Source organism: Streptomyces sp. NPDC101227 (assembly GCF_044767545.1).
GTDB lineage: Bacteria > Actinomycetota > Actinomycetes > Streptomycetales > Streptomycetaceae > Streptomyces.
This window is the reverse complement of the sequence record NZ_JBIWOD010000006.1, coordinates 179,743-191,687: the sequence shown is the minus strand read 5'-3', so window position 1 is coordinate 191,687 and position 11,945 is coordinate 179,743. Positions and strand designations below refer to the sequence as shown.

General features: G+C 71.2%; 13 protein-coding genes. 6 read left to right on the top strand and 7 right to left on the bottom strand.

All coding sequences use genetic code 11. The features are described 5' to 3' along the window. The first annotated feature begins 86 nt into the window (after nucleotides 1–86). Nucleotides 87–1,550, top strand: a complete 1,464-nt coding sequence (locus tag ACIRPT_RS15975) for an MFS transporter (protein WP_403827387.1) — start codon at nucleotides 87–89, stop codon at nucleotides 1,548–1,550. A 97-nt stretch (nucleotides 1,551–1,647) separates the two neighbouring features. Here ACIRPT_RS15975 and ACIRPT_RS15970 read toward each other — a convergent pair whose 3' ends face one another. From ACIRPT_RS15970 to ACIRPT_RS15960, 3 genes are all read right to left on the bottom strand, one after another. Continuing rightward, the gene (locus ACIRPT_RS15970) at nucleotides 1,648–2,406 is read right to left on the bottom strand and encodes a DUF6333 family protein (RefSeq protein WP_403827385.1); all 759 of its coding nucleotides are present in this window, start codon (nucleotides 2,404–2,406) and stop codon (nucleotides 1,648–1,650) included. 61 nt (nucleotides 2,407–2,467) lie between these two features. Then, on the bottom strand, nucleotides 2,468–3,340 hold the full coding sequence (locus ACIRPT_RS15965) for an ABC transporter permease (RefSeq protein ID WP_403827383.1): 873 nt from the start codon (nucleotides 3,338–3,340) through the stop codon (nucleotides 2,468–2,470). Beyond that, entirely contained in the window at nucleotides 3,337–4,326 is a 990-nt protein-coding gene (locus tag ACIRPT_RS15960) for an ATP-binding cassette domain-containing protein (RefSeq protein ID WP_403827928.1), read from the bottom strand. Before ACIRPT_RS15960 ends, ACIRPT_RS15965 begins: the two co-directional genes overlap by 4 nt. Before the next feature lie 137 nt (nucleotides 4,327–4,463). Between ACIRPT_RS15960 and ACIRPT_RS15955 the strand changes: the two genes are divergently transcribed. Together ACIRPT_RS15955 and ACIRPT_RS15950 are read left to right on the top strand one after the other, a co-directional pair. Beyond that, on the top strand, nucleotides 4,464–5,231 hold the full coding sequence (locus ACIRPT_RS15955; protein ID WP_403827381.1) for a TetR/AcrR family transcriptional regulator: 768 nt from the start codon (nucleotides 4,464–4,466) through the stop codon (nucleotides 5,229–5,231). A 111-nt stretch (nucleotides 5,232–5,342) separates the two neighbouring features. Further along, a complete protein-coding gene (locus ACIRPT_RS15950; RefSeq protein ID WP_403827379.1) occupies nucleotides 5,343–5,789 on the top strand; it encodes a PPOX class F420-dependent oxidoreductase in 447 nt (148 codons plus the stop codon). 46 nt (nucleotides 5,790–5,835) lie between these two features. Here the strand turns inward: ACIRPT_RS15950 and ACIRPT_RS15945 are convergent, their stop codons facing one another. Beyond that, complete coding sequence (locus ACIRPT_RS15945; RefSeq protein WP_403827377.1) at nucleotides 5,836–6,858, bottom strand: hypothetical protein; 1,023 nt, start codon at nucleotides 6,856–6,858, stop codon at nucleotides 5,836–5,838. A gap of 100 nt (nucleotides 6,859–6,958) precedes the next feature. Between ACIRPT_RS15945 and ACIRPT_RS15940 the strand changes: the two genes are divergently transcribed. Both ACIRPT_RS15940 and ACIRPT_RS15935 read left to right on the top strand, forming a co-directional pair. Continuing rightward, entirely contained in the window at nucleotides 6,959–7,651 is a 693-nt protein-coding gene (locus ACIRPT_RS15940; protein WP_403827375.1) for a GDSL-type esterase/lipase family protein, read from the top strand. Nucleotides 7,652–7,742: 91 nt separating this feature from the next. Further along, nucleotides 7,743–8,741 carry an aldo/keto reductase gene (locus tag ACIRPT_RS15935; protein ID WP_403827373.1) on the top strand — a complete coding sequence of 333 codons (999 nt, stop codon included), beginning with the start codon at nucleotides 7,743–7,745 and terminating at the stop codon, nucleotides 8,739–8,741. 247 nt (nucleotides 8,742–8,988) lie between these two features. On the opposite strand, the gene thpR is transcribed toward ACIRPT_RS15935, so the two are convergent. From thpR to ACIRPT_RS15920, 3 genes are all read right to left on the bottom strand, one after another. Beyond that, the gene (thpR, locus tag ACIRPT_RS15930) at nucleotides 8,989–9,561 is read right to left on the bottom strand and encodes an RNA 2',3'-cyclic phosphodiesterase (protein WP_403827371.1); all 573 of its coding nucleotides are present in this window, start codon (nucleotides 9,559–9,561) and stop codon (nucleotides 8,989–8,991) included. A gap of 120 nt (nucleotides 9,562–9,681) precedes the next feature. Then, on the bottom strand, nucleotides 9,682–11,139 hold the full coding sequence (locus tag ACIRPT_RS15925; protein WP_403827369.1) for an MFS transporter: 1,458 nt from the start codon (nucleotides 11,137–11,139) through the stop codon (nucleotides 9,682–9,684). Nucleotides 11,140–11,167: 28 nt separating this feature from the next. Then, entirely contained in the window at nucleotides 11,168–11,605 is a 438-nt protein-coding gene (locus ACIRPT_RS15920) for a MarR family winged helix-turn-helix transcriptional regulator (protein WP_403512536.1), read from the bottom strand. Between the two features lie 151 nt (nucleotides 11,606–11,756). On the opposite strand from ACIRPT_RS15920, the gene ACIRPT_RS15915 reads away from it, so the two are divergent. Further along, nucleotides 11,757–11,945 (top strand): ribbon-helix-helix protein, CopG family, encoded by a 189-nt coding sequence (locus ACIRPT_RS15915; protein WP_403512539.1) that lies wholly within the window; start codon nucleotides 11,757–11,759, stop codon nucleotides 11,943–11,945.

The following is an 11,945-nucleotide window of genomic DNA, read 5'->3' as shown; positions in this document are numbered from 1 at the left end:
CCTCTCTCCGTAGGTATACAGAGTGGTACTACGGCACTTTTCCGACCGTACTTGTTTCCCCGTTCAGTAGAGCAGAGGGTTCCGATATGGCACACAGCGATACGGAATGCCTTGCAGCGGCGCGAGTTGAGAAAACGGAGCCCGCACAAAATCGCTGGGCGGTACTGGCGGTGCTCTGCGTCAGCCTCGTCCTGTGCGGCATCGATCTGACGGTCCTGCACGTCGCGGTGCCCAGCATGAGCAGGGAGCTGCATCCCGGCGACACGGCGCTGCTGTGGATCGTCGACGTCTACGCCCTGACGGTCGCCTCGCTGCTGGTGACCTGCGGCACGCTGGGCGACCGGATCGGCCGCAAGCGCATGGTGCTCGGCGGGTTCGCGCTGTTCGGGACGGCCTCGGCGGCGGCCGCGTTCTCCTCGTCCACGGGCGAGCTGATCGCCGCCCGGGCCGCGCTCGGTGCCGGGGCCGCGATGATCATGGCGTCGACGGTGGCCCTCCTCCGCGTCGTCTTCCCCGACGCCCGCGAACGCGCCGTCGCCCTCGGCATCTGGACGGCGGCACACAGCGTGGGCGCGGCCGTCGGCCCCCTGGTCGGCGGCGTGGTGACGGAACGCTGGGGCTGGGGCGCCGCGTTCCTGGTCAATGTGCCGATCGCCGCGGTCATCCTGGTCATCGGCGCCCGGATCGTCCCCGAGTCGAAGAACCCGGCGCCGCGCCGGTGGGACATGACGAGCGTCGCCCTGTCGATCGCCGGCCTGGCGTCCGTCGTCTACGCCCTGAAGCAGGCGGGCGCGCACCTCGCGGTGAGCCCCGGCGTCCTCCTCGCCGCCGCGACCGGAACGCTCTTGCTCCGCCTCTTCATCCGACGCCAGCGCCGCCTGGCCGAACCGCTCCTGGACCTCTCCCTCTTCGCCTCCCGCCGCTTCTCCCGCGCCACGCTCTGCGTCGTCGTCTGCTTCGGCAGCTATGTCGCCCTGCTGTTCTTCCTCACGCAATGGCTGCAACAGGCCCGGGGCTACGCACCCCTGCACGCCGGTCTCGCACTGATGCCGCTGGCCGCCGCCAATGCCGTCGGCGCAGCCAACGCTCCCTGGCTTTCCGGCCGCTGGGGCGCCCACCGGGCCCTGACCGGAGCCCTCACCACCTTCGCGGCGGCGCTGGCGGCGCTGGCCGGCTTCGTCGCCTCCGGCGGCACCGGCGCCTACGGGCCGCTCGTCCCCCCGCTCCTGGCCGCCGGATACGGCGCCGGCATCGTCATGACCCTGGGCGCCGACACCATCATGGGCGCGGCCCGCCCCGAACGCTCCGGCGAGGCCGCCGCCATCCAGGAGACGGCCTTCGAGCTGGGCGCCGGCCTGGGCGTCGCCGTCCTGGGCACCGTACTGACGGGGGTGAGCCGGCTGCGGGGCCCGGCCGCACACACCGGGGCGAGCGGGACCGGGTACGCCTACGACAACGGCTTCGCCGCGGTGTGCGCGGTGGCGGCCGTGGGGGTGGGTGTGACGGCGGCGCTGGTGGCGTCATCACACCGGCGGAAGCGGTCGCGGTGAGCCGGCCGGCGCCGCCGTACGGCGTCCCGCGGGTCAACTCCCGACTTCCTCGACGCCGCCCGCTATCGGCCCGTCGCTCCGCCCGCCGCGCGGCCTCTCACCTGTCTATCCACACCTCGTCCCGGTCGAAGACGGCGTCGCTGGTGTGGCGGACGCGGAAGACGGAGACCAACTGACCGAGGCGGGGCCCGAACCCCTCGAGGGCAAAACGCCCGAGAGTGCGCCAGTCGCGTTCGGAGACCTCGTCGTCGAGGTCGAACCCCGCTTCCGCCGCCGCCGCGCGATCGACGCCGAGGACGCGCAGCACTTCCGCCGGGTCGCCGTAGACCTCCCAGTCGTCGTCCTCATCGCAGTCCCATCCAAAAACACGGACGTTCTCCACACCGGGAAGGGCCACCTCGTCCTCGAGGTAGGCGTTCCCGTAGCTGAGGTCGACCGACCCGACGATCCGGGCCTGCGGATGCCGTGCACGCTGCCGCGCTATCTCTCGCGTCATGCAGTTCGCGAGGAGGTCGCTGGCCAGCGCCGGGTCGATGATCCGTGTGACATTGCCCCAGCAGCCGACCGCGACGTAGTCGAGGTCGGCCCGCACCTCGGGCGCCGACAGCTCCTCCCAGGCACGGTCCGGCAGCTGCTCCAGGATCTCCTCGACGGTCCCCAGCGACTCGACGACCTGCCGGGCACGCACCGGATCGTGCGCAGCCCGAACCCGATCGTCGGACGCCCCCGGACCGGGAAACGGCGGGAAGAGCATCGTGAGCTCGACGGAACCCCAGGCCCGCACCCTTGTATGGGGGTCGTCCTCGGGATCGGGTACGAGGCCGGGGTCCGCGTCGAGATCGGTTTCATTCACCATGCCGGCAAGGCTAAGTGCAGCCACTGACAACGCAGTTGGGGAATGTGTGCGGTCGGCCCGCTCAGTGGCTCAGCCGCTGGAACCGCCGCACCCCCAGCGGCAGGAACACCGCCGCGATGACCACCGGCCACACCACCGCCATCAGCACCGCATGCGACTCCACCCAGGTCCCGCCCGAGGCCACCGGATTGCCGAACAGCTCCCGAATGGCGTTGGCCGTCGAAGAAACCGGGTTCCACTGCGCGATGGCGCCCAGCCAGTCCGGCATCTTCGACGGCGGGGTGAAGACGCTGGAGATCATGGCAAAGGGGTAGGCGAGCGCGTACAGGCCGCCGACCATCTCCTGGTTGGGGACCAAGAGGCCGATGAAGATGCCGATCCAGGTGAGCGCGAAGCGCAGGAGCAGAAGCAGGGCGAAGGCGGCGAGGGTGGCGGCCGGGCCGCCGTGCGAGCGCCAGCCGGTGATCACGGCGATGACGGCCAGCACCGCCAGGTCGAGGCTCGCGCTGAGCACATCGGAGACGCCACGCCCGCTGACCACCGCGGACGGCGCCATCGGCATGGAGCGGAAGCGGTCGATGACGCCGCGGTCCCGCTCGATGACGACGACCAGCGCGGTGTTCATGCAGCCGAAGGAGATCGTCATGGCAAAGATGCCGGGCATCGCGTACGTCGCGTAGTCGACGCCGTCGCCGACGACCATCGCGCTGCCGAAGACATAAACGAAGAGGAGGACGGAGACGATCGGGAAGCCGAGCCGCCAGGCGATGTTGACGGGTTGCTCGACGAGGTGGGTGAGGTCGCGGCGGACGACGGTCCAGCAGTCCGCGAACGCCCAGTAGAGCCGCCGGGCGGCCGTCTCGCCACCGTCCCGGCCCGGAGATGGCGCGCCCTGGCCGCCGTGGGGAATGTGCAGCAGCGTTCCGGCGCTCATGCCGATGCCACCTCCGTCCTCTCGCCCGTACGGTGCCCGGTCAGCCGGAGGAAGACCTCGTCCAGCGTGGGCCGGCGCAACCCGATGTCCGCCACGCCGATCCCCTCGTCCTTCAGGGTGCGCACGACCTCGGTCAGCGCCGCGACGCCGTCCGTCACCGGCGCCCCGACCCGCCGCTCCGCCTCGTCCACCGTCGGCCGGACACCGTCCGCGGCGACCCGCGCCACGGCCGCCGCCGCCCGCGGCAGATCGCCGACCGTCCGCACCACCACCTGGAGGCTCTCCCCTCCGACCCCGCGTTTCAGCTCGGCGGGGGTGCCGTCGGCGATCGTCCGGCCGTGATCGATGACGGCGATACGGTCGGCCAACTGGTCGGCCTCGTGCAGGTATTGGGTGGTCAGGAGGACGGTGGTACCGGTTGCCACGAGCGAGCGGACCGCCTCCCAGACCTCGTTGCGGCCGCGCGGATCGAGGCCCGTGGTGGGCTCGTCGAGGAAGAGGACGTCGGGGGCGAGGATCAGGCTGGCGGCCAGGTCGAGGCGGCGGCGCATGCCTCCGCTGTAGGCCTTGGCCTGCTCTCCGGCGGCGTCGGTGAGGCCGAACTGGTCCAGGAGCTCGGCGGCCCGTTCGCGAGACCTGCGGGCGCCGAGATGGAAGAGCCGCCCGAACATCTCCAGGTTCTGACGGCCACTCAAGATCTCGTCGACGGCTGCGTATTGGCCCGCCAGGCCGATCCGCCGCCGCACCCCTAAGGGCTCGCGCGCCACATCGCACCCGGCCACCATCGCGCGGCCGCCGTCCGGCCGTAGCAGGGTGGCCAGGATGCGGACGGCCGTGGTCTTGCCCGCGCCGTTCGGTCCGAGCAGCCCGTGCACCGTTCCACGGCACACGGCGAGATCGAGGCCGCCCAGCGCCCGTTTCTCCCCGTACCGCTTCGTCAGCCCCTCCGCCAGGACCGCGTCACCCGCTTCCGCCCTCGCGCCCATCACACCGACGGTCACCGCATCGCCTCCCATGTCATCGGCGCCACAAAGCCGCGCCCTCCCATAAACTGGGTACACCGTACCCGATTGCGCGTACGTCGTACCCAGTTATTTTCCGAGCCGCATAAGATGACGGCACGATGACGACAGAACACAGCGGCAGCGGCGATGTCTCACGCAGCCTGGAGCTGCTCTGGGGGGCCGGCGAACGCCCCAGCCGGGGCCCCAAGCCGGGCCTGACCCTCGACCGGATCGTCGCCGCAGCGGTGGCGGTCGCCGACACCGAGGGGCTCGGCGCGCTCTCCATGCGCCGGGTCGCCACCGAGCTCGGCGTGGGCACCATGTCGCTCTACCGCTATGTACCGGGCAAGGGCGAACTCCTCGACCTGATGCTCGACAAGGTCGTGGAGTTCGACGCCGATGCGCACCCCGACCCCGCCGCCGGCTGGCGCCCCGTACTCGAAGCCGTCGCCCGCACCAACTGGCGGCTGCACCACCGGCACGCCTGGCTGCTCCAGGTCGACCAGTCGCATCCGCTGCTCGGGCCCAACGCCCTGGACGTATTCGAGTACGCACTGCGCGGCCTGGCCGGCACGGGACTGACCGACCGCGAGAAGGTCCACGTCATGGTCGTCCTCGACGGCTTCGTCAGCGGCACCGCCCGCACCCAGCTCAACTCCGCCCACGCCGAACGGCGCACCGGCATCACCACCGAGGACTTCTGGCGCGCCCAGGAGCCGATCCTCAGCCAGGCCATGCGCAGCGGCCGCTACCCCACCCTGGCCGGACTCGCCGAGGACGCGTTCACCGGCGGCGACAGCCCCGTCTTCGAACTGGGCCTGACCGCGCTGCTGGACGGCTTCGCCGCGGCCATCGCCGCCCGTGCCCCCGGTACCCGTCCGGACTGACCCCCGAACGGCTCCCGAACGGACAGCCGAAGAGACACCCGAACGGACGCATCGCGGGACCAGACCCCCTCACTGAGTGACGAAACGGGACGGATGTGCCTGGATGGAGGCATGACGACTCCACCGAGCCCCGGCCTCGCCGAGTTCGAACGCCAGGGGGCGATCCTGCTCACCACGTACAAGCGGGACGGCACCGGCGTCGGCACACCGGTCAATATCGCCGTCGACGGCGACCACGCCTATTTCCGCACCTACGGCAGCGCCTGGAAGGTCAGGCGGATGCGGAATTTCCCGGACGTGGAGATCTGCGCCGCCACCTGGCGCGGCCGTCCGACCGGCCCCACGTACAGGGCGCGGGTACGGCTGCTCGATCCGCAGACCCGCGAGTACCGGCGTGCCGAGCGCTCCCTGACCCGTAAATATCCGCTGATCCAAGGGCTGCTGGTGCCGCTTGCGCACCGCCTCAAGAAGGAGAAGTCGCTGCATTACGAGCTGCGCCTGGCGGAGGGCGAGCCCGGCGGGGCCGGGGGCGGCCCCGGGGGCGCGAGCGCCTCGTAACCCCGGCCGGTCTTCCCCCGACCCCCTATCACCTACCGGCTACCGCCTACCGCCTACGCAGCATCCGGCGCAGCCCGACCACGACCACCGTGGCCAGCCCGAGCACCAGCGCGCCCTTCACAAAGCTGGGCTCCGACGCGCCGGAAGCGCCGGACGAGCCGGACCCCGAAGTCCCCTCCCCCGCTCCCCCGTTACCGCCCGCCCCGCCCTCCACCGGGTGGTCGCCCTTCGCCGAGTCCGGCAGCTGCGCCCCGCTCAGCCCGACCGGCTCGACCTTGCTGCCGTCGCCCTCCGACCCGTACATCAGCGTCCGGCCGTCGCGGGTGAAGGTCACCGACTCCCCCTGCTGCTGGATCGGCACCCCCACGCTGCCGATGTCCTTCGGGCGTCCGTGCTGCCAGCGGTACATCCGGGCGCCGAAGTAGCTGCGCATGACCAGCCGGGTGCCGTCCGGGGAGAACGCCCCGTCCGTCACCCACAGGTCGATCGGGGCGACCTTGTGGAACGTGTTCGTGCCGGTGGTCGTCAGCCGCTGCGGGCCCTCGTAGAGCGCGCCGCCGCCGTCCTGCTTCTTGCTGGCGATATAGACCCGGCCGGTCTTGGGATGCACCACCAGCGCCTCGGCGTCGCGCGGCCCGTCCGCGTACTTCACGGTGAACTGGGCGGCGGTCACCGTGGCATCGCGCAGCCGCTTGGGCTCCGGGAAGCGGTAGATCCACACATGGCTCCAGGTGCCGCCGAGGTTGTCTCCGATGTCGCCGACGTAGATGTTGCCGTCGGGGCCGAGGGAGATGGCCTCGACGTCCCGCGGAGCGCCGATGCCGCGCAGGGTGATCCGCGCGACCGTACGGCCGGATGCGGAGTCGACGGCGTAGACGTACGGGCCGTCGTCGCTGTCGTTGTGGGTCCAGTAGATGCCGGGGTGCGCGCGGCTGGCGGCCAGCCCGCTGGACTCGGTGATCCGGGAGTCGCCGATGGTGAAACCGTCGGGCTCGTCGGCGGCGGCCGGCGCGACCGCCGCCGCCCACAGGATCCCCGCGGCACCGGCCGCGCACAGAAGCGAACGCATGGGGACAGAGTGCCATCCCGGCCCGTGGGACGGGGTGCGTGGCCAGCGTCACGCCCCCGCCGCGTACCGGAGAGTAAGGTTCCTCGGCCATCATGGCCCGATGAGGATCATGTTCGTCGGTGACTCGATGACGATCGGCACCGCCGGCGATTTCACGTGGCGCTATCGCATGTGGCAGCACCTGAACGCGACGACCGGCCCGTACCGCATCGTCGGACCGCGCCGCGCGCTGCATGACACCCTCCAGGACACGCCCACTTCGTACGCGTACGGGGACCCGGACTTCCCCGAGGAAGCCCGGGGCCATCTCGCCGGATGGGGCGAGGGCTGGCTGCACATGGCGCCGCTGATCGGGGACGCGGTGCGCCGGTATGAGGCCGACACGCTGCTGGTCTCCCTCGGGCTGATAGACCTCGGCTTCTACACGAACGCCGAGCAGACCGCGGACAACGTGCGGCGATTCGTGGCCGAGGCGCGGGAGGCCGCACCGCGGATACGGGCGGTGCTGATGCCCGTCATACGCAATGTGCGGGCCGCGACGGATGCCGCGTTCGCGGCGCAGCGCGAGCGGTTCAACGAGCTGCTGGGCAAGGCGGTCGCCGATCTCTCCACGCCCGGCTCGCCGTTGCTGCTGGCCTCCGAGCCGGGTGAGTGGGAATTCGAGACCGCCACGTACGACGGGACGCATCCGTCGGCCCTGGGCGAGCATCTGCTGGCGGGGGCGTTCGCGGACGCCATGCACCAGGCCTGGGGGGTCGGGGCGCCGTACGGATCCGCGTACCGGGCGGGCTGACGCTCCGCCGTGCGGCGGCGGTCGCGCGGGGCCGGACCGGCGGAACGCGCGTGCTTGATTCGAGCGCACTCCAAGGCGTTGGCTGAACACCATGAAGTACACGCAGCTCGGACGCACCGGACTCCAGGTCAGCCGACTCGTCCTCGGCACCATGAACTTCGGCCCCCAGACGGACGAGGCCGACAGCCACACGATCATGGACGCCGCACTCGAAGCGGGCGTCAACTTCGTCGATACGGCGAACGTCTACGGCTGGGGCGCGAACAAGGGCCGTACGGAGGAAATCGTCGGCTCCTGGTTCGCCAAGGGCGGCGGCCGCCGCGACAAGACCGTGCTGGCCACCAAGGTCTACGGCAACATGGGCACCGACGGCGACCCGGTCTGGCCCAACCACCACAAGCTCTCGGCGCTCAACATCCGGCGCGCGGTCGACGCCAGCCTCAAGCGCCTGGGCACCGACCACATCGACCTGTACCAGTTCCACCACGTCGACCGGAACACGCCCTGGGACGAGATCTGGCAGGCCATGGACGTCCTCGTCCAGCAGGGCAAGATCCTCTACGCCGGGTCGTCCAACCACGCCGGCTGGCACATCGCACAGGCCAACGAGGCGGCCCTGCGGCGCGGTTCGTACGGTCTGGTCAGCGAACAGTGCCTCTACAACCTCGCCGAGCGGCGCGCGGAGATGGAGGTCATCCCGGCCGCCGAGGGGTACGGCCTCGGGGTCATCCCCTGGTCTCCGCTGCACGGCGGGCTGCTCGGCGGCGCGATCCGCAAGGAGCGGGAGGGCGGCGCCGGCCGGACGAATTCCGGGCGCGCCGCCGACACGCTGGCCGACCCCGCGGTCCGCGCGCAGGTCCAGGCGTACGAGGACCTGGCCGACAAGCACGGTCTGCGGCCCGGCGAGGTCGCGCTGGCGTGGCTGCTCACCCGGCCCGCCGTGACGGGCCCGATCGTCGGCCCGCGCACCACCGAACAGCTCGCCTCCGCGCTGCGCGCCGTCGAGCTGACGCTGCCGGAGGAGCTGCTGTCGTCCCTCGACGAGATCTTCCCGGGCCCCGGCCCGTCGCCGGAGGCCTTCGCCTGGTGAACCCGGCGCGCCTGCTGAGCCTTCGCGCCCGGTGACCGAACGCGCCCGGCGGCCGGATCGGCCGGCTCCCGGGCGCCGCCAGGCCTCGCCGACGTCCGGCGGACAGGCCCTAGCGCACGGCCGACGCCACGACCACGACGATGAGCAGCACGACAAAGAGGCCGGACATGATCCGGTTACGGGTTTTGGGGTCCACCCAATGAGCGTAACCGGACCCGTTCCGGACGCCTCGGCGGCCCGGCCCCGGTCAGTGCCCCAGAGGCCAGGACGCCAGCTTCTCGTAATGCGGCTGGCGGCCGGTGATGCCCGGCTGCGGCGGGTGGCTGCGCATCAGCGCCAGCTCCCGGACGGTCCACGGCGTGCCCTTGAAGCCGTCCATCCCGGCCGCGAACGGGGCGAGGTGCTGGTCGCTGCGGTTACGGGCGAGCGTGAGATGCGGGTGGTAGGGGCGGTACGTACGGTGCGCGTCCGCCGTCACACCGGCCCGGCGCCCGGCCGCCTCCGTCGAGTCCGCCAGCTTGCCCATGACGGCCAGCTCGCCCTCGCCGCCCGCCCACACCACCCGCTCGTCGAACCGTCCGCCGCCCGCGATCCGCAGCTCGTACGGCTTCTGCCGCCCCGCGGCCCGCGCCAGCCGCTCCTGCAGCTCGGGCAGCACGTCGTCCGGCACCTCGCCGTAGAAGGCGAGCGTGAAGTGCCAGCCGTCGTGCCCGGTCCAGCGCAGCCGGTCCGCGCCGGGCAGCGCCTTCAGCTGCGCCACCTCATCGGCCAGCTCGGCGATGGCGGAGCCGGGGGGCAGCACGGCGGCGAAGAGTCTCATACGGCCAGTTTCGCCCAGGGGGCGATCGCCTTGCAGGGAATTGCAGGAGGAGCGGAGGGCGGTGAAGGGGGGTGGAAGGGAGCGCGCGCCGGGCACTCGGGGCGCCCGGCGCGTCCGACGTCACGCCGTCACAGCGACGCGCTTCCCCTCGGCCTCGGCTTCCTCGGCGTCCGCGGTCGCCACCGGCACCCCGCGCGCCACGAACGCCACATGCTGCCGCCCCCGCCGCAGGTCTATCTTCAGCCGCAGGCCGCCCACCCTGGCGAGGATCAGGCCGATGGCCGCCGCGGACACGGCGGAGATCACGCCGCCCGCCAGGAACCCGATCCGGGCGCCGAAGGTGTCCGTGATCCAGCCGAGCAGCGGCGCGCCCAGCGGCGTACCGCCCACGAAGACCATCATGAACAGGCTCATCACGCGGCCGCGCATCAGCGGATCGGTGGCCATCTGGATGCTGGAGTTGGCGGTGACGTTGATGGTCAGGCCGAAGATGCCGATGGGGGCGAGCAGCGCCGCGAAGACCCACAGGGACGGGGCGAGCGCGGCCACCATCTCCAGGGCGCCGAAGATCAGCGCCGCGCCGACCAGCAGCCGTAGCCGGGAGGTGGCGCGCCGGGCGGCGAGCAGCGCGCCGATCAGCGAGCCGGCCGCCATCAGGCCGTTGAACAGGGCATATGTGCCGGCGCCGGCATGGAAGACCTGGTAGACGAACGCGGTCAGCCAGATCGGGAAGTTGAAGCCGAAGGTGCCGATGAACCCGACCAGGACGATCGGCCAGATCAGCTCGGGCCGCCCGGAGACATAGCGCAGGCCCTCCCGCAGCTGTCCCTTGCCGCGCGGGACGGAGGTGGCCTTGTGGAGCTCGGACGTCCGCATCATCAGCAGGCCGATGATGGGCGCCAGGAAGGACAGGCCGTTGAACAGGAAGGCCCAGCCGCTGCCGAAGGCCGTGATCAGCACGCCGGCGACGGCCGGTCCGATCAGCCGGGCGGACTGGAAGTTGGCGGAGTTGAGGCTGACGGCGTTGCGCAGATCCGCCTGGCCGACCATCTCGGAGACGAAGGCCTGCCGGGAGGGGTTGTCGACGACGGTGACCAGTCCGAGGAGGAAGGCCACCAGGTAGACGTGCCAGACCTGTACCTGTCCGCTGAGGGTGAGCACCGCGAGGGCAAGGCCGGTCAGCCCCATCGCGGACTGGGTGACCAGCAGCAGCTTCCGCTTGGCGAAGCGGTCGGCGATCACGCCGCCGTACAGGCCGAAGAGCAGCATCGGCAGGAACTGGAGCGCGGTGGTGATGCCGACGGCGCCGGACGAGCCGGTCAGGCTCAGTACCAGCCAGTCCTGGGCGATGCGCTGCATCCAGGTGCCGGTGTTGGACACCACCTGGCCGGTGGCGAAGAGGCGGTAGTTGCGGATCCTCAGCGAACTGAACGTGCCCTTGCGCGGTGTGGCGGCGGGGCCGGCGGCGACACCCGGGGCAGCTGCGCTGCCGGGGGTGGTCGCGGTCGCGTCGTCGGAGACCGTGTCGTCGTGGGAGTTCGGTGCGGGGGCGGAGTGTGCTCCGGATCCCGTACTCAAAGTGGCTTCGCCTCCTTGGCCTGGGGTTTTACAGCTGTGCGAGCTTCTCCAGCACGGGAGCTGCGGCCCGTACCTTCGCCCACTCGTCATCGTCCAGCCCGGAGGCCAGCTCGGCGAGCCAGGCATTGCGCTTGCGGCGGCTCTCTTCGAGCATCGCCTCGGCCTCTTCTGTCTGCGTGACGACCTTCTGACGGCGGTCGTCGGGGTGCGCCTCCAGCCGGACCAGCCCCTTGGCCTCCAGCATCGCCACGATGCGGGTCATCGACGGCGGCTGGACATGCTCCTTGCGGGCCAGCTCGCCGGGCGTGGCGCGGCCGCACCGGGCGAGGGTGCCGAGCACCGACATCTCGGTGGGGCTCAGCGATTCATCGACCCGCTGGTGCTTGAGACGGCGGGAGAGGCGCATTACGGCGGACCGCAGAGCGTTCACGGCGGCAGTGTCGTCGCCGCTGGACAGTTCCGGCATGGTCGTTAGCATAACTCATTACCTTTTCTAAGTAAAGCCGCAAGCGGGACCCGCCGAAGCGCTCCCCGTTTTCCCCGTTCACTCACCCATTCGGGTGAGGACGCGGCCGAAATCCGCCCGCCTGGGCGGCTCTCACCGGGACCGTGTCCTCATGGGATCGAGAGTGCTCAGCCTGCGCGTGGACGGGGAGTTGCTGGAGCGCATTCGGCAGCACGCCGCAAAACGCGGAATGAGCGTCCAGGACTATGTGGTCCGGACGCTCATCCGCGATGACTTCGACGAACGCTTCCAGTCGTCGGTCGACGAGACGGAGCGGTTCTACGAGGCGCCGCCGTTGTGA